General features: G+C 69.4%; 17 protein-coding genes. 14 read left to right on the forward strand and 3 right to left on the reverse strand.

Annotated elements, in window-relative coordinates:
- Nucleotides 1-31 precede the first annotated feature (31 nt).
- The gene (locus ACSHWB_RS19265) at nt 32-7531 is read left to right on the forward strand and encodes a DUF7507 domain-containing protein (RefSeq protein ID WP_439663386.1); all 7500 of its coding nucleotides are present in this window, start codon (nt 32-34) and stop codon (nt 7529-7531) included.
- On the opposite strand, the gene ACSHWB_RS19270 is transcribed toward ACSHWB_RS19265, so the two are convergent.
- Both ACSHWB_RS19270 and ACSHWB_RS19275 read right to left on the reverse strand, forming a co-directional pair.
- On the reverse strand, nt 7528-7842 hold the full coding sequence (locus ACSHWB_RS19270; RefSeq protein WP_439663387.1) for a DUF4873 domain-containing protein: 315 nt from the start codon (nt 7840-7842) through the stop codon (nt 7528-7530). The two genes, ACSHWB_RS19265 and ACSHWB_RS19270, sit on opposite strands and share 4 nt — an antisense overlap.
- Nucleotides 7842-8525, reverse strand: a complete 684-nt coding sequence (locus ACSHWB_RS19275; RefSeq protein ID WP_439663388.1) for a TetR/AcrR family transcriptional regulator — start codon at nt 8523-8525, stop codon at nt 7842-7844. Before ACSHWB_RS19275 ends, ACSHWB_RS19270 begins: the two co-directional genes overlap by 1 nt.
- Nucleotides 8526-8586: 61 nt before the next feature.
- Between ACSHWB_RS19275 and ACSHWB_RS19280 the strand changes: the two genes are divergently transcribed.
- Nucleotides 8587-9474: an AurF N-oxygenase family protein gene (locus ACSHWB_RS19280; protein WP_439663389.1), complete on the forward strand. Its 888-nt coding sequence runs from the start codon at nt 8587-8589 to the stop codon at nt 9472-9474.
- Nucleotides 9447-10232: an alpha/beta fold hydrolase gene (locus ACSHWB_RS19285; RefSeq protein ID WP_439663390.1), complete on the forward strand. Its 786-nt coding sequence runs from the start codon at nt 9447-9449 to the stop codon at nt 10230-10232. The genes ACSHWB_RS19280 and ACSHWB_RS19285 overlap by 28 nt, the downstream gene beginning before the upstream one ends.
- Before the next feature lie 37 nt (nt 10233-10269).
- Here the strand turns inward: ACSHWB_RS19285 and ACSHWB_RS19290 are convergent, their stop codons facing one another.
- Nucleotides 10270-10899 carry a TetR/AcrR family transcriptional regulator gene (locus ACSHWB_RS19290; protein ID WP_439663391.1) on the reverse strand — a complete coding sequence of 210 codons (630 nt, stop codon included), beginning with the start codon at nt 10897-10899 and terminating at the stop codon, nt 10270-10272.
- Between the two features lie 125 nt (nt 10900-11024).
- Here ACSHWB_RS19290 and ACSHWB_RS19295 point away from each other — a divergent pair, with 125 nt between their 5' ends.
- From ACSHWB_RS19295 to ACSHWB_RS19345, 11 genes are all read left to right on the forward strand, one after another.
- A complete protein-coding gene (locus ACSHWB_RS19295) occupies nt 11025-11978 on the forward strand; it encodes an alpha/beta fold hydrolase (protein ID WP_439663392.1) in 954 nt (317 codons plus the stop codon).
- Between the two features lie 40 nt (nt 11979-12018).
- Nucleotides 12019-13011, forward strand: coding sequence for a DUF3152 domain-containing protein (locus ACSHWB_RS19300; RefSeq protein WP_439663393.1), 993 nt, complete (start codon nt 12019-12021; stop codon nt 13009-13011).
- A 79-nt stretch (nt 13012-13090) separates the two neighbouring features.
- A complete protein-coding gene (gene moeZ / locus ACSHWB_RS19305) occupies nt 13091-14263 on the forward strand; it encodes an adenylyltransferase/sulfurtransferase MoeZ (RefSeq protein WP_090065715.1) in 1173 nt (390 codons plus the stop codon).
- Between the two features lie 133 nt (nt 14264-14396).
- Complete coding sequence (locus ACSHWB_RS19310) at nt 14397-15194, forward strand: TIGR02569 family protein (protein ID WP_439663394.1); 798 nt, start codon at nt 14397-14399, stop codon at nt 15192-15194.
- 105 nt (nt 15195-15299) lie between these two features.
- Nucleotides 15300-17219 (forward strand): molybdopterin oxidoreductase family protein, encoded by a 1920-nt coding sequence (locus ACSHWB_RS19315; protein ID WP_439664629.1) that lies wholly within the window; start codon nt 15300-15302, stop codon nt 17217-17219.
- The gene (locus tag ACSHWB_RS19320) at nt 17216-18685 is read left to right on the forward strand and encodes an FAD-dependent oxidoreductase (RefSeq protein ID WP_439663395.1); all 1470 of its coding nucleotides are present in this window, start codon (nt 17216-17218) and stop codon (nt 18683-18685) included. Before ACSHWB_RS19315 ends, ACSHWB_RS19320 begins: the two co-directional genes overlap by 4 nt.
- A gap of 97 nt (nt 18686-18782) precedes the next feature.
- Nucleotides 18783-20087, forward strand: coding sequence for an MFS transporter (locus tag ACSHWB_RS19325; RefSeq protein ID WP_439663396.1), 1305 nt, complete (start codon nt 18783-18785; stop codon nt 20085-20087).
- A 111-nt stretch (nt 20088-20198) separates the two neighbouring features.
- Entirely contained in the window at nt 20199-22655 is a 2457-nt protein-coding gene (gene nirB, locus ACSHWB_RS19330; protein WP_439663397.1) for a nitrite reductase large subunit NirB, read from the forward strand.
- Nucleotides 22652-22963, forward strand: a complete 312-nt coding sequence (gene nirD, locus ACSHWB_RS19335; protein WP_439663398.1) for a nitrite reductase small subunit NirD — start codon at nt 22652-22654, stop codon at nt 22961-22963. The genes nirB and nirD overlap by 4 nt, the downstream gene beginning before the upstream one ends.
- The gene (locus ACSHWB_RS19340; protein WP_439663399.1) at nt 22960-24051 is read left to right on the forward strand and encodes a uroporphyrinogen-III synthase; all 1092 of its coding nucleotides are present in this window, start codon (nt 22960-22962) and stop codon (nt 24049-24051) included. Before nirD ends, ACSHWB_RS19340 begins: the two co-directional genes overlap by 4 nt.
- Nucleotides 24048-24689, forward strand: coding sequence for a sirohydrochlorin chelatase (locus ACSHWB_RS19345; protein ID WP_439663400.1), 642 nt, complete (start codon nt 24048-24050; stop codon nt 24687-24689). The genes ACSHWB_RS19340 and ACSHWB_RS19345 overlap by 4 nt, the downstream gene beginning before the upstream one ends.
- Nucleotides 24690-24709: the final 20 nt, after the last annotated feature.

The raw sequence follows: 24709 nt of genomic DNA on the forward strand, positions 1-24709 counted from the left end.
TGACGGAGTCGTCACGCTGCTGAGGAGTGCTATGCGCGCCGCCCTGCTGGCCCTGTTGCTCGTGGTCTCGGCAACGACCTTCTCCCTGCCCGCGCAGGCGTACCAGACGCACGCGGCCGGGTCGTGGTCCACGACTTCCTCGCTGCCGGCGGCGAACGCCTCCGCGCGGTCGATGCTGCCGTCCGGTGCGGTCGTCACGGCGTCGGTGTCGGGGGCGAACCTGCGGCTGACCACGCTGAACTCGCCTCCCGGTGACCGAGGGGCGGTGCCCGGCAACTTCCGGCCGCAGATCCCCGCGAACACGGCGCTGATCGGCCTCACCGCGTACGGCGCCGGCTGCACCGGGGTCTCCGACTGCTTCAACCGCGGCACGCTGACGTTCTCGTTCAACCGGCCGGTGCGCGACCCCGTGCTGCACATCGCGGGCAGTGGCGCGACCATCGGCAACACCGGCAGCACGCACGTCGCCCACACGGTCACCACCCCCGGCGTGACGCTGGACGGACCGCTCGCGGGCGCGACGAACATGACGATCGGGCAGAGCGGCACCCGCGTCGAAGCGCCGAACCGCAACCTCAACGTGCTGTGCAACTCCAACGGCGCGAGGCTCGCTCCTGCGTCGTGCGGCAGCGTCCGCATGAACGGCACCATCAGCTCCGTGAGCTTCCAGGTCGACATGCTCACCAACAGCAGCCAGCCCACCGACGACTTCTACGTCGCGGGCGTGTCCGTGGACGAGGACTTCGGTGACGCTCCCGCGAGCTACGACACCGGTGCGGCGGCGAGCCACGTCGTCGGCGATCTCGCGCTGGGCTCGGGCGTGTCGGCCGACAACACCACGACGATCAACACCGGTTCGACCACGCCGAGCCCCAAGGCCGTGGCGGCGGGCGCGGACAACAACCTGCCCAACGGCGACGACCTCGACGACGGCGTGGCGGCGTTCCCGCGGCTGGCGAGGTCGGACGCCGACGAGGACTACTCGGTGCCGGTGAGGCTGTCCGGCGCCTCGCAACCCGGCCGGGTGTGCGCGTGGATCGACTTCAACGGCAACGGGACGTTCGACAGCGGCAACGAACGCGCCTGCACGGACTTCGGCGCCGGCGCCACCTCGGTCACGATCACGTGGAAGATCCCGGGCGGCATCAAGTGCGGCAACACCTACGCGCGCTTCCGGGCGAGCTACAACGTCGACCAGGTGCGCAACGAGAAGGGCCTCGCGGACAGCGGCGAGGTCGAGGACTACCGGCTGCCGGTCGAGTGCCTCGACATCAAGAAGTCCACGACGAAGACCACCGCGAACCCCGGTGAGCAGGTGCCGTACACGGTCACCATCACCAACTCCGGCGCCACGGACATCACCGGGCTGAGCGTGTCCGACGACCTCTCGCAGGTCCTGGACGACGCGACGTTCAACGGCGACCAGGCCGCGACCTCGGGTTCGATCTCCTACACCGCGCCGAAACTGACGTGGTCCGGCGACATCGGCAAGGGCAAGACGGTCACGCTCACCTACTCCGTGACGGTCAAGAACCCGATCACCGGCGACCACCAGCTGCGCAACGTCGTGGTCAGCAGCGCGGGCAACTGCCTGCTCGGCTCGACCGACCCCGACTGCTCGACCACGGTGAACACCCCCGGCGTGAAGATCGAGAAGTCCGTCGACCGCCAGTCCGCGAACCCCGGCGACACGGTGAAGTACACCGTCAAGGTCACCAACACCGGCAAGACGCCGCTGAACGCGATGTTCGCCGACGACCTCACGAAGGTGCTCGACGACGCGACCTGGGGCAGTGCAACGGCTTCCTCGGGCACGGCGACCTACGCGGTGCCGAAGCTGACGTGGACCGGCGCGCTGGCGGTCGGTGCGTCGGCGACCGTCACGTACACGGTCGTCGTCACCGGCAACGGCGACAAGCAGCTGACGAACGTGGTCACCTCGGACACGCCCGGCAACAACTGCGTGCCGAGCTGCACGACCGACACCCCGGTGTCCGGCATCAGCTTCGAGAAGAAGTCCGACAAGCAGTCGGTGAACCCCGGCGAGACCGTGACGTACACGGTCACCGTCACGAACACGGGCAAGACTCCTTGGCAGGGCGCCACTTTCACCGACGACCTGGCTCGCGTGCTCGATGACGCCGAGTGGGTGTCCGCTTCCGCGACCTCGGGCACGGCGGAGTTCGTCTCGCCCAAGCTGACCTGGACCGGCAACCTGCCCGTCGGCGGGTCCGCGACCGTCACGTACTCGCTGAAGGTCTCCAACCCGGTCAAGGGCGACTTCCAGCTGGACAACGCGATCACGTCCAGCACGCCGGGCGGCAACTGCCCGCCGGGCTCCACGGATCCGAAGTGCGGCACCACGACCCCGGTGGCCGGCCTGAAGATCGAGAAGGCCGTGGACAGGAAGTCCGCGAACCCCGGCGACACCGTCACCTACACGGTGAAGGTCACCAACACCGGCAAGACGCCGTTGAACGCCACGTTCTCCGACGACCTGGCGAAGGTGCTGGACGACGCCGACTGGGTCGGCACCAGCGCGGGCACGTTCACCTCACCCGTGCTGACCTGGACGGGGTCGCTCGCCGTCGGGGGCACGGCGACGATCACGTACACCGTGAAGGTGACCGGCAAGGGTGATCACCAGCTGGACAACGTGATCACGTCGACCACGCCAGGCAACAACTGTCCGGAGGGCTCGGCGGACGCGGACTGCCGCACCTCGACGCCGGTCTCCGGAGTGGAGATCAAGAAGGAGGCCGACAGGCAGTCGGCGAACCCCGGCGACACCGTCAAGTACACGGTGACCGTGCGGAACACCGGCAAGACGCCGCTCGACGCCTCGTTCACCGACGACCTGACGCAGGTGCTCGACGACGCGACCTGGGGCAGCGCGACGGCTTCCAGCGGTACGGCGAACTTCGTGTCCCCGACGCTCACGTGGAACGGCCCGCTGGCGCCCGGCGAGTCGGCGACCGTCACCTACACCGTGGTCGCGAACGGCAAGGGCGACAAGCAGCTGACGAACGTCGTCACCTCGGAGACGCCCGGCGACAACTGCGTGCCGAACTGCACGACCACGACGCCGGTGTCCGGTGTCGAGTTCGAGAAGACCGTGGACCGCGAGTCGGCCAAGCCCGGCGACGTCGTGAAGTACACCGTGACCGTGCGCAACACCGGCAAGACCCCGTTGCAGGGCGCCACCTTCACCGACGACCTGACCAAGGTGCTCGACGACGCCGAGTGGGTTTCCGCCGAGGCCTCAACGGGTTCAGCTTCCTTCGCGGCTCCTCGCCTGACCTGGACCGGCGACCTCGCGGTCGGCGGCACGGCCACCGTCACGTACACCGTGAAGGTCGGCGATCCGGCGGACTTCAAGCTGGACAACGTGATCACGTCGACCACACCCGGCGCCGACTGCCCCGGCGGCGACAAGTGCTCGACCAGCACGCCGGTCGCCGGTCTGCGGATCGAGAAGTCCGACGACCGCGACCAGGTCGTGCCCGGTGACACCGTGACCTACACGATCAAGGTCACCAACACCGGCCAGATCGTCCAAACAGGAGCGTCGTTCACCGACGACCTGACGCAGGTGCTGGACGACGCGCGCTACAACGACGACGCGCAGGCCACCGTCGGCGCGGTCACGCTCGTGTGGCCGAGGCTGGAGTGGAAGGGCGACCTGCCGATCGGCGGCACCGCCACGATCACCTACACGGTGACGGTGAAGGACCCGAACCCCGGCGACAAGAGGCTCAACAACAGGATCACCTCGGACACGCCCGGCACCAACTGCCCGCCCGGCTCCACGGACCCGTCGTGCAGCACCGAGACGCCCGGCCGTGAGCTGACGATCGAGAAGAAGTCCGAGCCCGCGTCGGCCAAGCCCGGTGACGCGGTGACCTACACCGTCACGATCACCAACACCGGCCAGGTGCCGCTGACCGGCGAGAAGGTGACGGACGACCTGTCCGGCGTGCTCGACGACGCGGCCTGGGTGTCCGTGCAGGCCTCCACGGGCAAGGCGGAGTTCGCCGCGCCGACGCTGACGTGGACCGGTGATCTCGCGGTCGGCGCCTCGGCGACCCTGACCTACGTGGTCCGCGTCAACGACCCGGTCAAGGGCGACCACAAGCTGGTCAACGTGGTCAGCAGCGAGGTCCCCGGCAACTGCCCGCCGGGCTCGACCGACCCGAAGTGCTCGACCACGACCCCGTTGCCCGGCATGGAGATCGTGAAGGAGGTCGACCGGAGGTCCGCTAACCCCGGCGACACCGTCACCTACACCGTGACCGTGCGGAACACCGGCCAGACCGAGCTGAACGCGTCGTTCCGCGACGATCTGACGAAGGTGCTCGACGACGCGACCTGGGGCGGCACCGACGCCGGGACGTTCGAGTCGCCGGTGCTGACGTGGAACGGCGTGCTGCCGATCGGTGGCTCGGCTGTCGTCAAGTACACGGTCGTCGTGACCGGCAAGGGTGATCACCAGCTGACGAACGTCGTCACCTCCGACACCCCCGGCAACAACTGCGTGCCGAACTGCACGACCACGACACCGGTGTCGGGCGTGGAGATCAAGAAGATCGCCGAGCCCGCGTCGACGAAGCCGGGCGACACCGTGAAGTACACGGTGACCGTGCGGAACACCGGGCAGACCGTGCTCGACGCGTCGTTCCGCGACGACCTGACCGGGGTGCTGGACGACGCCACGTGGGTCGGCACGAGCGCCGGGGTGTTCGCCTCGCCCGTGCTGACCTGGTCCGGGCAGCTGGCCGTGGGGGAGACGGCGACCGTCACGTACACGGTGAAGGTGACCGGGGCGGGCGACAAGCGGCTCAAGAACGTCGTCACGTCGGACACCCCCGGCAACAACTGCGTCGGCGGCTGCACGACGGACACGCCGGTCGCCGCGCTGAAGCTGGTGAAGAAGGCGGAGCCGCCTACGACGAAACCGGGCGACAGCGTCCAGTACACCGTGACGATCAGCAACACCGGCCAGACCGTCCACAGTGGAGTTTCGGTCTCCGACGACCTGTCCGGGGTGCTGGACGACGCGACGTGGAACGGTGATCAGGCCGCCACGGCGGGTTCGGTGTCGTTCGCGGCGCCGAAGCTGACGTGGACCGGTGACCTGGCGGTCGGTGCGTCGGTGACGGTCACGTACTCGGTGAAGGTCACGGGTGCGGGGGACAAGCGGCTCAAGAACGTGGTGTCGTCGGAGACCCCGGGCACCGACTGCTCGGAGGGCTGCACGACCGACACCCCGGTGGCGGGCCTGGAGATCGTGAAGAAGGTGGCGCCGGACAAGCCCGTGCCGGGCGACGCCGTGACGTACACGGTGACGGTGCGCAACACCGGCCAGACCTCGCAGAACGCCTCGTTCCGCGACGACCTGACCGGCGTGCTGGACGACGCGACCTGGAACGGCGACGCCGCGGCGACCGTGGGCGAGGTGACCTACGCGGCACCGGCGCTGAGCTGGACCGGTGTCCTGCCGGTCGGGTCGCAGGCCGTCATCACGTACTCGGTGAAGGTGACCGCGGCCGGCGACCACCGGCTGAACAACGTCGTCACCTCGGACACCCCCGGTGGCAACTGCCCGCCGGGATCCACTGATCCGAAGTGCTCGACCTCGACCCCGTTGCCGGGCATGGAGGTCAGCAAGTCCGTCGACGTCCAGTCGGCCAAGCCGGGCGACACCGTCACGTACACGGTCAAGGTCGTGAACACCGGCCAGACCGCGTTGGCCGGCGCGTTCAGCGACGACCTCACGAAGGTGCTGGACGACGCGACGTTCGGGACCTGGTCGGCGTCGAGTGGCACGGTGTCGTTCACCTCGCCGAAGCTGACCTGGACCGGTGACCTGCCGGTCGGCGCGACGGTGACCGTGACCTACTCGGTCAAGGTGGACAACCCGGTGAAGGGCGACTTCAGCCTCGACAACGTCGTGACGACCGAGACGCCGGGCGGGAAGTGCGTCGAGTGCACGACGGTCACGCCGATCGCCGGGCTGAAGCTGGTGAAGACCTCCGAGCCCGAGTCGGCGAAACCCGGTGACGAGGTCGAGTACACGGTGACGATCACCAACACCGGCAAGACGGTCCACAGTGGAATCACGGTCACCGACGACCTGAGCGGTGTGCTGGACGACGCGACCTGGATCGGCACCAGTGCTGGCACGTTCGCGGCGCCGAAGCTCACGTGGACCGGTGATCTCGCGGTCGGCGAGTCGGTGACGATCACGTACTCGGTGAAGGTGACCGGCGACGGCGACAAGCGGCTCAAGAACGTCGTGTCGTCGGACGTCCCGGACACCGACTGCACGAAGGGCTGCACCACCGACACCCCGATCGCCGGCTTCCAGGTCGTGAAGAAGGCGGACAGGGCCGAGGCCAAGCCGGGCGAGAAGGTCACCTACACGATCGTCGTCACGAACACCGGCGCCACGATGCTGCGCGACGCCGCGTTCACCGACGACATGACCGAGGTGCTCGACGACGCCACGTACAACGGCGACGCCGCCTCGACCTCGGGTCTCGCGACCTACGCGGCGCCGACGCTGACGTGGAAGGGCGATCTCGCCGTCGGCGCCACCGCGACGGTCAGGTACTCCGTGACCGTCACGAGCAAGGGCGACCTGAGGCTCAAGAACGTCGTCACCTCCGACACCCCCGGCTCGAACTGCCGCGACGGCTGCTCGGTCGAGGTGCTGGTGCCACGACTGGAGATCCTCAAGAAGGCCGACAAGACGGCCGCCAAGCCCGGTGACCTCGTCGCCTACACCGTGACGGTCACGAACACCGGCCAGACCACGTTGCCGGCGGCGAGCTTCGTCGACGACCTGAGCGGGGTGCTGGACGACGCGTCCTTCGTGGACACGAACGCCGGTGTGTTCGCCAAGCCGAAGCTGACCTGGACCGGTGAGCTGGCCATCGGCGCCACGAAGACGGTCACGTACCGGGTCCGCGTGAACGACCCGCCGACCGGCGACTTCAAGCTGCGCAACGTGGTCACGTCGGACACGCCGTCGAACTGTCCCGAGGACTGCGTCACCGAGACCCCGGTGTCCGGCCTGGAGATCGTGAAGAAGGCGGACAGGGCGGAGGCGAAACCGGGTGATCGCATCACCTACACCGTGACCGTCCGGAACACCGGCCAGACGCCGATCACCGGGTCGTTCAGCGACTCGCTGGCCGACGTGCTGAAGGCCGCGACGTGGGGCGGTACCGACGCGGGCACGTTCGCCTCGCCGGTGCTGACGTGGTCCGGTGAGCTGGCGGTCGGGGCCTCGGCCACGGTGACGTACTGGGTGACGGCCAGCGGTCCCGGCGAGCTGCGCAACGTGGTGACCTCGGACGTGCCGGGCTCGAACTGCCGGCCCGGCGGGTCCGATCCGCGGTGCTCCGCGACTGTGAAGGTCCGGCAGGACCCGCCGATCGCGTGGACCGGTTTCCCGGCCCTGCCGTTGGCGGCGTTCGGCCTGGCCCTGCTGGTGGTGGGCGTGTTCCTGAGGAGGAAGTCGGCCTAGTGCTCGACCGGCTCTTCGATCTTGTAGGGCGGAGTGGAGATGCCACCGACCCGGTACCGGCCCCACGGGTCCTGGTCGGTGAGCGTCCCCTCCGCCTGCCCGGTGGGGGTGCGCAGCAACGCGGTCCGCGCGCCCCCTTCGACCCGGCTGGTGACGTCGTCGTTCTGCTTGACCCGCCCGTACCAGTGGTAGCGGCCGTCGATCGGCTGGAAGTAGCCACGCAGCTCGACCTCGACCGAGACCTCCTCCTCGCCGAAGACGAGGGTGGCGGTGCCGCGGTAGCCCTCTTCGTCGTGCTCGTGCTCGCTCATCAGTCCACCAATCGGAGAGGGGTGAGGGGCTTCGCGGGGTCTGCCTGCACACCGGCCGACCGCAGCAGCCCGTCGATGGCGTGCCAGATCAGCGTGGTGAGGTACTCGCTGAGGTTCGTGCGGGACATGGTCTGGCGGTCGAGCCACCAGTCGCCCGCGTTCTGCACCATGCCGACGAGCGCGTGCGCCCACGGCTCGGCGCCGCCGGAGTCCATCTCGAAGGACCGCAGGTAGTCGCCGAGGATCCTGGCCAGCGTCGACGCGATGAGGTTCTTGTCCTCGGCGACGACGTCCTTCTCGACCGGGCGGTCGACGAAGGAGCCCTTCACGACGAACCGGTAGAGGTTCGGGTTCTCCTCGATCACCGACAGGTAGGCGTCGACGATCCCGAGGATGCGGCCGCGGATCGGGCCGTCGGCGATCAGCGCCGGGCCCATGCGGTCCATCAGCAGCTCGGTGGCCTTCTGGCCCACTGCCAGGTACAGGTCGGACTTGTCGGTGAAGTGCCGGTACAGCACGGGCTTGCTGACGCCGGCCTCCGCGGCCACGTCGTCCATGCCGACATCAGGGCCCTTCTTGGCCACGACGGCGATCGTGGCCTCCACGAACTCCGCCCTGCGCTGCTCGCGATGACCCTTCCACCGCTCACGTCGCGCGTCCGGCCCCTTGACAGTGCGTGCCATGTGACGCACGCTACCAGAAGTAACCGTTACCTCAAGTAACACTTACCGGGGAGGGCAACCGATGAGGGTCGCCGATCGGGAGAAGACCGCGGAACGGCTGCTCAAGTCGTCCGCCGAGAAGTTCTACGACCCCGAGGTGGACATCGACTGGTCCGCACCTCTGGTCGAAGGCCTCTTCTACATCCCTGAACAGCGCATTTCGCTCTACGGCACGCCTCTCTACGACTCGCTGACGCAGGAGCAGCGCATCGAGCTGTCCAAGCACGAGCTGGCCTCGATCGCGTCCGTCGGCCTGTGGTTCGAGCTGCTGCTCATGCAGATGCTGGTGAAGGTCGTCTACAACACCGACCCGACCTCGCGGCACGCCCAGTACGCGCTGACCGAGGTCGCCGACGAGTGCCGTCACTCGACGATGTTCGCGCGCCTGGTCGAACGGATCGGCTGCCCGCCGTACGGGCCCAGGAAGCACACGCACCGCCTGGGCAAGCTGCTGCCGACCATCGGCTACGGCCCCGCGATGTACGGCTCGATCCTGGTCGCCGAGGAGATCCTCGACCGGCTGCAGCGCGAGGCGATGAACGACGAGACCGTCCAGCCGCTCGTGCGGATGGTCAACCGCATCCACGTGCTCGAGGAGGCCCGCCACGTGCGGTTCGCCCGCGAGGAGCTGACGCGCGGCATGGCGGAGCTGCGCGGGTTCGAGAAGCCGTACCAGAAGTGGCTCATCGCGACCGTGTCGATGATGATCACGCGCACGATCATCAACCCGCAGGTGTACGCGTCCGTCGGCCTCGACGTCCGCGAGGCGCACCGGCAGGCGCTGGGCAACCCGCGGTTCCAGGAGACCATCCGCTGGGCGGGCGAGCGGATCATGTCGTTCCTGGACGAGGCAGGACTCGTCGGAAAGCCGGGGATGAGCGCATGGCGCCGTTCGTTCTTGATCGTCTGAACGTCGTCACGTCGGGGCCTTCGTCCTCCGACGTGACCGCCGTCCTGCTGCACGGCTGGACGATGGACCTCACGACGTGGGACCGCGTCGCCGCCGCACTGCCTGGCCGGGTGGTGCGGTACGACGTGCGCGGGCACGGCCGGTCCGCGGGCACCGGGACCGGGACGATCTCGGAGCTCGCCGACGACCTGGCCGCGGTGCTGGACAGGCACGTCCCGACCGGCCGGATCGTGCTGGCCGGTCACTCGCTGGGCGGCATGACGATCATGGCGCTGGCCGAGCAACGGCCGGAGCTGTTCGCGCGCGTGTCCGGGGTGGCGCTGATCGCCACGTCGTGCGGGAACCTGCCGCGGCAGAGCGGCGTGGAGAGGCTCGCCGGGAAGTGGCTGGTCAAGCGGCCCAAGGTCGGGTTCGGCCGGCTGATCACCCCGGGGCTGCGGGTGACGTTCGGGCGGCGGCCGTCCTGGGCGGACGTGCGGGCCGCGGCGGCGATGGCCGGGAACACGTCCGGGGAGGCGTTCGTCGGGATCCGGGAGGAGCTGACGCTGCACCAGCGGCGGGAGGCCCTGGCGGTGCTCGCCGACATCCCCGCGGTCGTCATGGCCGGGTCCTGGGACGTGCTGACGCCGTTGCGGCACTCGCGGGTGCTGGCCGAGGCGTTGCCGTCGGCGCAGTTCGTGATCTACCCGAAGACCGGGCACATGCTGCCGCTGGAACGGTCAGGGGACGTGGCGAGACGAATAGCCGCGCTGATGTGAGAAAAGGGCCCGCACTCGCGGGCCCTTTTTCGTGCGGTCAGTGCTGGAGCGGGAACCCGCCACCGATACCGCGCCAGGCCAGGTTGGAGATCAACGCCACCGCGTCCTCCTTGGGCACGCGCCGGTTGTCCGCCAGCCACGACCGCGCCGTGACCTGCGACAGCCCGACCAGCCCGACGGCCAGCAGACGGGCGCGTTCCTCGTCCAGACCGGCGTCCGCGGTGATCGTGTCGGTGATCGCGTCGACGGAGTCGGTGGTCGCGCGCTCCACGGCCGACTGCACGGCGGGTTCCGAGCGCAGGTCCGACTCGAACACCATGCGGAACGCCTGGCCCTCGCCGTCCACGAAGTCGTAGAACGCGGCGACGGCGGCACGGACGCGGAGCTTGTTGTCGGAGGTGGAACCGATGGCGGTGCGCACGCGGCCGACCAGCTCGTCCACATGGGACTCGAGCAGCGCCATGTAGAGCTCGAGCTTGCCGGGGAAGTGTTGGTACAGCACCGGCTTGGACACGCCCGCGCGCTCGGCGATCTCGTCCATCGCCGCGGCGTGGTAACCGTTGGCGACGAACACGTCCTGCGCCGCTGCCAGCAGTTGCGCGCGGCGGGCGGTGCGCGGCAGTCGAACGCCCCTGCCAGCGGGTGCGCTCTGCGCCGTCTCCGTCATGGTGCCTCCAGCACGAGTGATGCGCCGTCGGAAAGGGGTTGCCAGTCCGGGGCTGAGCGCAACCTTACTCGCTGGTAGCCCACATCCGGGAACCATCTTGGCGTTCTTTCCCGCATCCTGGTCCGGTGAGTGCCATCATTCCCGCCCCGTTGTCCACGGTCGAGCTGCCGCCGCTGGACAAGTCCCAGACGCCGTGGCCAGGCGAGTTCCACCAGGTCGACGACCACCAGGTGCACGTGCGCGTCACGCCGGGCGACGGGCCGCCCGCCGTCTACGTGCACGGGCTTGGCGGGTCCGCGACGAACTGGACAGATCTCTCCGCGCAGCTGAAGGACCACGTCCGCGGCTACTCGATCGACCTGCCCGGTTTCGGCCGTTCGGAGCCGATCCCCGGCTACGACTTCAGCCTCGCGACGCACGCGCGCACGGTCATCAAGTACCTGGAGACGCTGAACGAGCCCGTGCACCTGCTCGGCAACTCCATGGGCGGCGCGATCTCGGTCATCGCCGCCGCGGGCAGGCCGGACCTCGTGAAGACGCTCACGCTCGTCTCCCCGGCCGTGCCCGACCTCAGGCCGCGCCTCGACCGCATGTCCGACCCGCGGATGGCGCTCGCCGTCCTGCCGGTCGTCGGGTCCAGGGTGCGCCGCGAGCTCGCGAAGCTGACCGCGCACCAGCGCACTAAGCAGATGCTCGAACTGTGCTTCGCCGACCCGAGCGTGGTGCCCGACCACCGCATCGAGGAGTCGATCAAGGAGAACGAGGAGCGCGCCCGGCAGAAGTGGGCGGGGCTGGCGCTCAACCGCAGCACGTTCGGCCTGATGCAGAGCTGGCTCACGCCCGGCCCCAAGTCGCTGTGGCGGCTGCTGCCCGCGGTCCAGGCGCCGACGCTGGTGCTCTGGGGCGAGAACGACCGGCTCGTCAGCGTGCGGAAGGGCCCGAAGACGGTGCGGCTGCTGCCGCGGGGGCGACTGCTCGTGCTGCCCAAGACCGGCCATGTCGCCCAGATGGAACGGCCCGCCACCGTGGCGAGGGCTGTGCTGGGCATGTGGGAGGCGGTCGACCGACACTCATGGTGATGAACGACGGCCATACGGGGGATGTGGGACCCTGGACCACGTGAATCGCGCCCCCGAGCGAGGACGTACTGCTCCGCCCGCTGACCGCTACCGCCGCGGCGAGCGCCGGACCAGCGCGGAACCGCTCGCGGCCGCCTGGGAACCCGATGCCACGCAGGCGATGCGGAGGCCCCGCAAACGCCGCGGCGTGAAGAAGCTCGTCGCCAACTACGGGTGGCGGATCTACGCGATCCCGGTCCTGCTCGTGCTGACGGCGCTCGTGGTGCTCGACACGGTCCAGCCCAAGGCGCCCGGGACCGGTGGCCAGAACACGAACGCCGCCGAGACGCCCGTCAGCACTCCCGAGGCGCCCGCGTCCGAGGTCCCCGGCAAGAAACCGGTGCTGAACATCCCGACCGCCGAGCTGCCGGGCGGCCCCGCCTTCTCGGAGGACGGCGTCGGCACGTTCAAGGCGATCGCCGGTAGCGGCGCCCGCATCGGTGAGGCGAACGCGCCGAAGTTCCGCAAGTACGCGATCGCCATCGAGGACGGCGTGAAGCCGGCCGACTACAACGACGACGCGGCCGCGTTCGCGCGCACGATCGACGGGATCCTGGCCGACCCGCGCAGCTGGATCGGCACCAAGCAGGTCGCGCTGCAGCGGGTCGAGGGGAACCAGAACCCGGACTTCACCGTGACGCTCACCACGACGAAGACCACGCACACGCTCTGCGGCAAGGACATCCCGTTCGAGACCTCCTGCTTCAACCCCCAGCAGAAGCGCGTGATCATCAACGTCGCCCGCTGGATCCGCGGCGCCATGGTCTACGGCAGTGACCTGGCCGGATACCGGACGTACGTGATCAACCACGAGGTCGGGCACGCCCTGGGCAGCGGTCACGCGGCCTGCGCGGAGGCCGGTGCGCCGGCCCCCGTGATGATGCAGCAGACGTTCGGGGTCTCGAACGACTTCGTGTCGCAGCTCAACGCGGGCCAGGACGTCGTTCCCGCCGACGGCAAGGTGTGCACGCCGAACGCGTTTCCCGCAGGCTGAGACGGCTTTCCAACCGGGAAGAGTCGAGGCAGGGTAGACGTTGTCTCGGACACGGAGACATTCGTCGAGGAGGACCAGCATGGCGCTTCCGCCGCTCGTTGAGCCAGCCGCGGAGCTGACCAAGGAAGAAGTCGCGCGCTACAGCCGACACCTGATCATCCCGGACGTCGGGGTGGACGGGCAGAAGCGGCTGAAGAACGCGAAGGTGCTCGTCGTCGGCGCGGGCGGCCTGGGCAGCCCGGCACTGCTGTACCTGGCCGCGGCCGGGGTCGGCACGCTCGGCGTCGTCGACTTCGACGTCGTGGACGAGTCGAACCTGCAACGCCAGGTGATCCACGGCCAGTCCGACGTCGGCCGCCCCAAGGCGGAGTCCGCACGCGACTCGGTCGCCGAGATCAACCCGTTCGTCAAGGTGATCCTGCACCAGACGCACCTGAACTCCGAGAACGCGCTGGAGATCTTCCGCGACTACGACCTGATCCTCGACGGCACCGACAACTTCGCCACCAGGTACCTGGTGAACGATGCCGCGGTGCTGCTGGGCAAGCCGTACGTCTGGGGTTCGATCTTCCGGTTCGAGGGCCAGGTCAGCGTCTTCTGGGAGGACGCCCCGAACGGCCAGGGCCTCAACTACCGCGACCTCTACCCGGAGCCGCCGCCTCCCGGCATGGTCCCGTCGTGCGCAGAGGGCGGCGTGCTGGGCGTGCTGTGCGCGTCGATCGGCTCGATCATGGTGACCGAGGCGATCAAGCTGCTCACGGGCATCGGCGACCCGCTGCTGGGCCGCCTGATGGTCTACGACGCGCTGGAGATGTCCTACCGGACCATCAAGATCCGCAAGGACCCGGAGTCGCCGAAGATCACCGAGCTGATCGACTACGAGGCGTTCTGCGGTGTCGTGTCCACGGACGCGCAGCAGGCGGCCGCGGGCAACACGATCACGCCGCTCGAGCTCAAGCACAAGCAGGAGTCCGGTGAGGACTTCCTGCTGGTGGACGTGCGCGAGCCGCACGAGTACGAGATCGTGAAGATCCCCGGCTCGGTGCTGATCCCGAAGGACAAGATCCTGTCGGGGGAGGCGTTCTCGGAGCTGCCGCAGGACAAGCCGCTGGTGCTGCACTGCAAGTCCGGTGCTCGCTCGGCGGAGGCTTTGGCAGCGCTGCACAAGGCGGGCTTCAAGGACGCCGTGCACGTCGGTGGCGGTGTGCTGGCGTGGGCCCGCGAGGTCGACCCCAGCCTGCCAACGTACTAGTGGTGATGGGTGCTTTCGGGTGCATCGGCGCCGGAAAGCACCCGTCAAACTTTCGGCTTTTCGGGTGGCGGCGCGAATTGCGGTGTGCTCGCGTCCACCACCCGGAAGGCCCAAGCAGGTAGCGTGCCGAGCCGTGACCCGGTCCCCCGAACCGCCCCCAGCGCACGTGCGTGCGGCGTTCGGGGCACGTGACGCCGAGCCAGAGCTCATCGACGGCGGCCCCGCCTGGAAGTGCGGCGACGCCACGATCCGGCCCGCGCCCAAGCCGGCAGAGGCCACCTGGATCGCCAAGACCCTCGACGGCCTGGACGTGCACCACCTGCGCATCGGCCGGCCGCTCAGATCCACCGACGGCAGATACGTCGTCGGCGGCTGGTCCGCCACCAAGTTCCTCGCCGGCCGGGCAGAGGCGCGCCACGACGAGGTCATCGCTGTCGCGCAGCGCCTGCACCAGGCCACGACCGAGCTGCCCAAGCCCCGGTTCCTGGACGCGCGCACGGACGTGTTCGCCGTCGCCGACCGCAAGGCGTGGGGCGAGGAGGACGTGCCGCTCGACGCCGACCTCGGCGGACGGCTGTTCGACCTGCTCAAGGAAATGCGCAAGCCCGTCAACCTGAAGCCCCAGGTCGTGCACGGGGACCTGTTCGGCAACGTGCTGTTCGCGGGCAACGCGCCGCCGGCCGTCATCGACTTCACCGCGTACTGGCGTCCCGCCGAGTGGGCCTCCGCCGTGGTCGCGGTGGACGCCGTCGCGTGGGGCGGCGCGGACTCCGGCCTGTTCCACCGGTGGAGCCACCAGGCCGAGTGGGAGCAGATGCTGGTGCGCGCGACGCTGTTCCGTCTTGCCGTGCACGCGCTGCACCCGTTGTCAACGCCGCAGTCCTTTGCGGGCTTGGAACGAGCTGCTCACTTCGTCACAGGGCTGCTCTGAGCGGGCCATTTTCCACTGACGAAACATTGCGGAGCATCGGGTTAACGCGGGCTTCTTAGCGTCAGCGGCGTGACTCACTGCCCCTACTGCGCGCTGCAGTGCTCCATGAGCGTCATCGACGGCCAGGTGACCCCTGGTCCCGGTGGGCTGTGCCAGAAGGGCTGGACGGCGGGGGAACTGCTGCGCCATCCCGGCCGGCTCACCTCGCCTCTTCTGCACGGTCAGCCGGTGTCCTGGGACGAGGCGCTGGACTTCGTGGCGGCGCGGATCTCCGGGTTCGAACCCGACGAGGTCGCCGTGTTCGGCGGCGGCGGGCTGACGAACGAGAAGGCCTACGCCCTCGGGAAGTTCGCCCGCGTCGCGCTGAAGACCTCGCAGATCGACTACAACGGCCGGTTCTGCATGTCGTCCGCGGCCGCCGCGGGCAACAAGGCGTTCGGGCTGGACCGCGGGCTGCCGTTCCCGCTGACGGACCTGCGCGGCGCCGACACGGTGCTGCTGGCGGGCTCGAACCCGGCCGAGACCATGCCGCCGTTCCTGCGGCACCTGGAGGGCGCGCGGCTGATCGTCATCGACCCGCGCCGCACCCCGACCGCCGAGCGCGCGACGTTGCACCTGCAGCCCGCACCCGGCACGGATCTGGCGCTGGCACTGGGTCTGCTGCACACGGCGGTCATCGAGGGCGTGATCGACAAGGAGTACATCACCTCCAGGACCTCGGGTTTCGACGACGCCTGGCGGGTGGCGGCGGGGTGGTGGCCCGAGCGCGTCGAACGCGTCACGGGGGTGTCCGCCGCCGACCAACGCGCTGCCGTGCACATGCTGGCCGGGCGGTCGTTCGTGCTGACCGGGCGCGGTACCGAGCAGCACGCGTCCGGCACCGACACCGTCTCGGCGTGGATCAACCTGGCGCTCGCGCTGGGCCTGCCGGGGCGTGCCGGTTCCGGGTACGGCTGCCTGACCGGGCAGGGCAACGGCCAGGGCGGGCGTGAGCACGGGCAGAAGGCCGACCAGCTGCCCGGTTACCGCAAGATCGACGATCCCGTTGCGCGGCAGCACATCATGGACGTCTGGGACGTCTCGTGGCTGCCCGGTCCCGGCCGCAGCGCGTACGAGCTGCTGGTCGCGGAAGACATCAAGGCGATGCTGGTGTTCGGCAGCAACCCGGTGGTGTCGGCGCCGCGGGCGTCCGGCGTGACCGACCGTTTGCGGGCGCTGGACCTGTTGGTGGTGGCGGACTTCGTGATGTCGGAGACCGCCGCGATGGCCGACGTCGTGTTCCCGGTGACGCAGTGGGCCGAGGAAGACGGCACGATGACCAACCTCGAAGGCCGGATCATCCGGCGCCGCAAGGCACTCGACCCGCCCGCCGGTGTGCGCAGCGACCTGGAGTTGTTGCACGGACTGGCTTCGCGGCTCGGCGTGGGCCCGAAGTTCCCCGTAGCACCCGTCGAGGTGTTCGAGGAACTGCGCCGCGCGTCTGCCGGCGGACTCTCCGACTACTCCGGCATCACCTACGAGCGGCTGGAGTCCGAGCAGCTGCACTGGCCGGTGCCGTCGGTCGATCATCCCGGCACACCAAGGCTCTTCCTCGACCGGTTCGCGCATCCCGACGGCCTGGCGCGGTTCATCCCCGTCGACCACCGCGGTCCCGCCGAGCCGACGGACGAGGAGTTCCCGTTGCAGGCCACCACCGGGCGCGTGCTGCAGCACTACCAGTCGGGGGCGCAGACGCGGCGGGTCGGCGAGCTGCTGAAGGCCGTTCCCGAGATGTACGTGGAGGTGCACCCGGACACGGCGTCGCGGGCGGGCCTGGCGTCCGGCGAGTCCGCGCACGTCGTGTCCAGGCGGGGAACCGTGACCGCCGTCGTGCGGTGCGTGCCGAGCATGCGTGCCGACGCGGTGTTCCTGCCGTTCCACTTCCCCGGTGACGGACGGGCGAACCTGCTCACCAACCCCGCGCTCGACCCCACGAGCCGGATGCCCGAGTTCAAGGTCTGCGCAGTCCGATTGGAGCCGGCATGAGGCGAGTCGTGATCGTCGGGTACGGCATGGCAGGGGCAAGGCTGGCGGACGAGGTGCGGCGCCGGGATCCCGGCATCTCCATCACGGTGATCGGTGCCGAGCCGCATGCCGCGTACAACCGGGTGCTGCTGTCGACGGTGGTGGCGGGCGCGATGACGCCGGAGTCGACGCGGCTGCACGACGAGAAGTGGGCGGCGGAGCACGACATCAACCTGCTCCTGGCCCACGAGGTGATCGAGATCGACCGAGCTGCCCGCACCGTCGCTGTCCGCACGCGGGGACCTTTCGTACTGTCTGACAGTACGAAAGGTCCCCGCGTGCGGCTCCAGTACGACGCGTTGGTGCTCGCGACGGGTAGTACGCCGTGGGTGCCGCCTGCTGAAGGGCTGGTGGAGGACGGTGTGCTGGCGGCGGGTGTCGTCGCCTTCCGCACCCTCGACGACTGCGCCGAGATCGAGGCCAAGGCCCACCGGGGCGCTCCCGTCGCGGTCCTCGGCGGCGGCCTGCTCGGCATCGAGGCCGCCCGCGGCCTGGCCGGACGCGGGTGCCTGGTCACCGTGGTGCACCCCGTCGGCCACCTGATGGAACGCCAGCTCGACCCCGGTGCCGGCCGCGTTCTCGCCCGCACGCTCGGTGAGCTCGGCATCGAGTTCCGCCTGAACTCGATGGCGTCGAAGTACCTGCCCGGCGACGGCCTGATCCTCGACGACGGCACGCACGTCCCCGCCGAGCTCGTCGTGGTCTCCGCCGGTGTGCGCGCCGAGACTTCGTTGGCGGTGCAGGCCGGCCTGACGGTCGATCGCGGCATCGTCGTGGACGACGCGTTGCGCACCAGCGATCCGCGCATCCACGCGATCGGTGACTGCGCGCAGCACCCCGGCACGGTGTCGGGCCTGGTGCAGCCCGCGTGGGACCAGGCAGCCGTGCTCGCGGACCGCCTGACCGGCGTGAACCCGGCCGCCCGCTACCTCGGGACGTCCGTGGTGACGCGGTTGAAGGCGCGCGACGTCGACCTCGCGGCGTTGGGTGACGTGCACACCGACGTGGACTGCCCGGACTCGGAAGTCCTGTGCTTCCAGGAACCCTCGCGCGGCCGCTACGCCAAGCTCGTGCTGCGCGACGACCGGGTGGCGGGTGCGATCGTGCTCGGCGCACCCGACGCGGCCGCCACGATCACCCAGCTCTACGACCGCGGCATCCCCGCGCCGACCGACCGCCTGGCGTTGTTGCTGGGGCGGGCGTTGCCGTCCGAAGCCGCGTCGCCCGCCGACCTGCCGTCCAGCGCGGTGATCTGCCGGTGCAACACCGTCTCCAAAGGACAGATCGTGTCGGCCTGGCGGGCAGGTGCGGAGTCGTTGCCGCAGCTCGCGGAGGCCACGCGCGCCACCACCGGGTGCGGTGGCTGCAAGGACGCGGTGTGCGGGCTGATCGACTGGCTCGCGGCCTCACAGCCCGCCCCTGCGTGATGTGCGGCGGAGTTGCCGCCGCCGTCATCGGCCAGAACCCCTCGGTAATGAGCGGTTCCTAGGTTTTCCGGCAACGCCGACCCCGCGGAGGACTTCAATGAGCTGGATCGACCACTGGGAGCCGGAGAAGCCCGAGTTCTGGGAGAGCAAGGGGAAGCGGATCGCCCGCAAGAACCTCGTGTTCTCCATTCTCGCGGAGAACCTCGGTTTCAGCGTCTGGGTGCTGATGAGCATCGTCGTCGTGAGCCTCGGCTCCGTCGGTTTCGCCTTCAGCGTCGGGCAGCAGTTCTGGCTGCTGATCGTGCCGAACCTGGTCGGTGCCGCGCTGCGGGTGCCGTACACGTTCGCGGTGCCGCGGTTCGGCGGCCGGGTGTGGACGACGATCAGCGCAGGGTTGCTGCTGATCCCGTGCGCGATGCTCGCCTACGCGGTCTCGACGCCGGGCACGCCCTACTGGTTCTTCCTGCTCACCTCGGCCGCGATGGGCCTCGGTGGCGGCAACTTCTCGTCGTCGATGGCGAACATCTCGTTCTTCTACCCCGAGGGCAAGAAGGGCCTGGCGCTGGGCCTCAACGCGGCCGGCGGCAACCTCGGTGTCGCGGTCACGCAGCTCATCGTGCCGATCGTGATCACCATCGGCACCGGGATCCACCTCGCCTACGCTGCGCTGATCTGGATGCCGTTCATCGTGGTGGCCACGGCCTGCGCGTGGTTCTTCATGGACAGCCTCACGCAGGCCAAGCCGGACGGGCAGTCCTACAAGCTGGCCCTGTCGAACCCGCACACCTGGGTGATGTCGTTCCTCTACATCGGCACCTTCGGGTCGTTCATCGGGTTCTCGTTCGCGTTCCCGTCGCTGATCAAGATCAGCTTCCTGGACTACAAGGGCTGGGTGGCGCTCGCGTTCCTCGGTGCGCTGATCGGCTCGGTGGCACGGCCGCTCGGTGGCTGGCTGGCCGACCGGATCGGCGGCGCGAAGGTGACGCTCGGGACGTTCGTCGGGCTCGGCGTGGGCACGGTGGGCGTGATCCTCAGCGTCGACACGAAGAACTTCGCGCTGTTCTTCGGTTCGTTCATCGCGTTGTTCGTGCTGGCCGGGGTGGGCAACGGGTCCACGTACCGGATGATCCCGGCGATCTTCCGCACCCAGTCGGACTGCGACAAGTCCGCCAAGCGCCAGGCCGCCGCCGTGGTCGGCATCGCGGGTGCGATCGGCGCCGCCGGCGGTGTGCTGGTGAACCTCGTCTTCAAGTTCTCGCTCGAAGGCGCTTCGAAGAGCCTGACGCCCGCGCTGACCGCGTTCCTGGTCTTCTACGGGCTCTGCGTCGGCACCACCTGGTGGTTCTACCTGCGGCGCAACGTGTTCGCGGCGCGGCCTTCGCTCGCCTACGCCGGCGTGTGACGCACAACGCGCTGAACTGCGAAGAGAGTTTCCTTTAACACCCGCGAAATACCGCGGACCTTGGGATGACACGCCGCCCGGTGAGCATACCGGGCGAAGGAGGGATGCCCGATGACCCAGACCCTGGTCGTGATCGGCAACGGCATGGTCGGCCACCGGCTCGTCGAGGTCCTCCGAGACTCGCCCTGGCGGATCGTGGTGTTCGGCGAGGAGTCCCGGCCCGCCTACGACCGGGTCGCGCTGTCGTCCTATGTGGACAGCTGGGACTCGGCGGACCTGGAGCTGCCGGAGCTGACCGGCTGCGAGCTCCGCCTGGGCGAGAAGGCCGTGTCCGTGGACCGCGCCCGCCGGGTCGTGGTGGGCGCCTCGGGTGTCGAGATCGAGTACGACGTCCTGGTGCTGGCCACCGGTTCGGTGCCGTTCGTGCCACCGGTGCCCGGCCGTGACCTGCCCGGTTGCCACGTCTACCGGACCATCGACGACCTGGACGAGATCCGGGCGACGGTGGAGGCCGCGGACCGTCCTGGACGGCGGTCCGGGATGGTGCTCGGCGGTGGTCTGCTCGGGCTGGAGGCCGCCAACGCGTTGCGCGGCATGGGGGTGTCGCCGCACGTCGTGGAACTGGCGCCGCGGCTGATGCCGATCCAGGTGGACGACGGTGGTGCCGGGCTGCTGAAGCGGCTGGTCGAGAAGCTCGACCTGACCGTGCACACCGGGACGTCCGCGTCCTCGATCGAACGCGACGGGACCCGGCTGGTCGCGCGGCTGGCGTCCGGTCTCGAACTGGACCTCGACGTGGTGGTGTTCAGCGCGGGCATCCGGCCGCGCACCGACCTGGACCTGGGGCTGGAACTGGGCCCACGCGGTGGGTACCTGGTCGACGCGGCCTGCCGGACAGCGGACCCGCACGTGTTCGCGATCGGCGAGTGCGCCGCCGTCGAGGGCGTGGCCTACGGGCTCGTCGCTCCCGGCTACGCGATGGCCGAGGTGGTCGCGGACCAGATCTCCGGTGGTACGCGGGTGTTCCCCGGCGCCGACGTGTCCACGAAGCTGAAGCTGCTCGGTGTCGACGTGGCGTCGTTCGGTGACGCGCACGCTGCCACCGAGGGTGCGCTGGAAGTCGTGGTGAACAACGCTGTCGCCGGGACCTACAGCAAGCTGGTCGTGTCGGATGACGCCCGAACGTTGCTGGGCGGCGTGCTCGTCGGTGACGCCTCGTCGTACCTGTCCTTGCGTCCCTTGGTGGGCAAGGAGGTTCCGGCTTCTCTGTTGCAGCCGGGCGGGGCCGTGGACGTGGAGATGCCCGCTGACGCGCAGGTCTGCTCCTGTCACGCGGTCACCAAGCAGACGATCACCGACGCCATCAGCTCCGGTGTGGCGTGCGACGTCGCCGAGCTGAAGGCGTGCACCAAGGCCGGCACGGGTTGTGGTTCGTGCGTGCCGATGCTGAAGAAGCTGCTGACCGAGTGCGGTGTCGAGCAGTCCAAGGCGTTGTGCGAGCACTTCACGCACTCCCGCGCGGAGCTGTTCGAGATCGTCCGGGCGACGCGGGTCACGACGTTCTCCGCGTTGATCGAGAAGCACGGCACCGGGCGCGGCTGCGACATCTGCAAGCCCGCGGTGGCCTCCATCCTGGCGTCGCTGGGCAACGGGCACATCCTGGGCGAGACGCAGGTCTCGTTGCAGGACACCAATGACAGGTTCCTGGCGAACCTGCAGCGCAACGGCACGTACTCGGTCGTGCCGCGCATCCCCGGCGGCGAGATCACGCCGGAGAAGCTGATCGTCATCGGCGAGGTGGCCCGCGACTACGGCCTCTACACGAAGATCACCGGCGGCCAGCGGATCGACCTGTTCGGCGCGACGGTCGACCAGCTGCCGCTGATCTGGCGCCGTCTGGTTGACGCGGGCTTCGAGTCCGGGCACGCGTACGGGAAGTCGTTGCGCACGGTGAAGTCCTGCGTGGGTACGACCTGGTGCCGTTATGGCGTGCAGGACTCTGTTGGGTTGGCCATCGAGCTGGAGCTGCGCTACCGGGGTCTGCGTTCGCCGCACAAGCTCAAGTCGGCGGTCTCCGGTTGTGCTCGCGAATGCGCCGAGGCGCGCGGCAAGGACTTCGGCGTGATCGCCACCGAGAACGGCTGGAACCTCTACGTGGGCGGCAACGGCGGCTTCACCCCGCGCCACGCCGACCTGCTGGTGTCCGATGTGGACACCGAAGAGCTGATCAGGGTGATCGACCGCTTCCTGATGTTCTACATCCGCACGGCCGACCGCCTGCAGCGCACGTCGGTGTGGCTGGACGGCCTCGAGGGCGGGCTTGACCACCTGCGCGAGGTCGTCGTCGACGACAAGCTCGGCATCTGCGCCGAACTGGAGGCCGCGATGGAGTCGCACGTCTCCGACTACGCCGACGAGTGGCGCGGTGTGCTGGAGGACCCGGAGAAGCTGGCGAGGTTCACGTCGTTCGTGAACGCGCCGGGCGTCCCGGACCCCACGATCTCGTTCCGCGCTGAACGTGGTCAGCGCGTCCCCGTCTCCTTGGGCATACCGGAGGTCGCCAGATGATCGTCTGCGATTTTGACGTGTTGCGGCCGGACCAGGGCGTGGCGGCGTTGCTGCCCGACGGTTCGCAGGTGGCGGTGTTCCTGACCGCGGACGGAGCCTTGCACGCGCTGGACAACATCGACCCGTTCAGCGGCGCCGCCGTGCTGTCACGCGGCATCGTGGGCGACCGGGGCGGCGTTCCCGTTGTCGTGTCACCGGTCTACAAGCAGGCGTTCGAGCTGGCGACCGGCAAGTGCCTGGACCAGCCCTCCGTCTCCGTTGCCGTGCATGGTGTGCGTGTGCGCGACGGCGTTGTGGAGCTGACATGACGGGGCCGTTGGCGGGCTTCACCATCGGCGTCACGGCGGCCCGTCGCGCCGACGAGCTGATCGCCATGCTGGAACGCAAGGGCGCCTCGGTGATGCACGGTGCCGCCTTGCGGATCGTGCCGTTGCCGGACGACGCGACCTTGCACGCCGCGACGTTGGAGCTGGTGGCGTCGCCGGTCGACGTTGTTGTCGCCACCACGGCGATCGGCTTCCGCGGGTGGTTCGAGGCCGCAGAGGGGTGGGGGCTGGCCGGGCGGCTGCACCGGGCGCTGGAAGGCGCGGTCGTGTTGCCGCGTGGACCTAAAGCCAAGGGCGCGGTGCGGGCTGCCGGGCTGGTCGAGGCGTGGTCGCCGTCGTCCGAGTCGAACGCGGAGCTGTTGCAGTACCTGCTGAGGATGGGCGTTTCCGGCAAGCGCGTTGCCGTTCAGCTGCACGGTGAGCCGTTGCCGGACTTCGTCGGCACGCTGGAGGCCGCCGGGGCCGAGGTCGTCGAGATTCCCGTCTACCGCTGGGAACCGCCGGCTGACCTGGCGCCGTTGCAGCGGTTGATCGAGGCCGTGGTCGCGGGGCAGGTGGATGCTTTGACGTTCACCTCGGCGCCCGCTGCGGCCTCGGTGCTGCGGACCGCGCCGGATCACGGGGCGTTGGTCTCCGCGTTGCGCCGCGATGTGCTGGTCGTCGGGGTCGGGGCGATCACCGCAGGGCCGTTGGTCGCCGCTGGGATTCCCGTTGTGCAGCCTGCCCGGTCCCGGATCGGGTCGATGGTTCGCGAGCTGGCCCTGGAGTTGCCTTCTCGGGCGCTGCGGTTGCGGATCGCCTCCCTGGACATGGAGATGCGTGCTCAGGCCGTGGTGATCGACGGCGAGCTTCGGCCTGTCGCCCCGGCGCCGATGGCCGTGTTGCGGACGCTGGTGGCTGCTCGCGGGCGGGTGGTGTCGCGGCAGGATCTGTTGGCCGCCTTGCCTTCCGGTGGGGAGGAGCATGCTGTCGAGACGGCGATCGGGCGGTTGCGGACCGCTTTGGGTTCGCCCCAGATGGTGTGCACGGTTGTGAAGCGTGGGTACCGATTGGCCATGGAGCCCGTATGAAGCTGGTCTTGGCGTTTCACGGGACGCGTAACCCTGCCGGGATCGCGGTGTGCTCGGAGATCGCCGCGCAGGTGCGGTCCTATGTGGATGTTCCTGTCGAGGTTGCCTTCGCCGACGTCGTGCAGCCTGATGTCCGATCCGTTGTGGACGGGCCTTGTGTTGTCGTGCCGGTCTTCCTGGCCGCCGGGTATCACGTTCGCGTCGACATTCCCGCGCAGATCGGGCGCCGGCCAGGGGTGGTGCTGACGTCGCCGCTGGGGCTGGACGCGGTGCCGGCCGTGCTCGACCGGTTGCGGGAGGCAGGAGTCCGCCGCGGCGACGCAGTAGTGCTCGCCGCGGCGGGATCGTCCGATGCCCGGGCCCTGGCCACCGTGCGCAGCGCGGCCAGGCTGCTCGGCGCGTCCGCTGTCGGGTACGTGGCGACCGCGACGCCCCGCGTGCCCGACGTCGTTGCCGGGCTGCGGGGGCGCCGCGTGGCCGTTGCCTCGTGGCTCCTGGCACCGGGGGCATTCCACGGGTCGCTCGCCGAGTGCGGTGCGGACGTCGTGTCCGCACCGGTCGGGGCGCATCCTCTTGTGGTCGATGCGTTGTTGCGCAGGTACTACGAGGCTCGGACGGTGTTGCTGCGAACAGCATGAGGGGTGGCGTGGACCGGCCT

It is taken from the genome of Lentzea sp. HUAS TT2 (assembly GCF_051853195.1).
Taxonomy (GTDB): Bacteria; Actinomycetota; Actinomycetes; order Mycobacteriales; family Pseudonocardiaceae; genus Lentzea.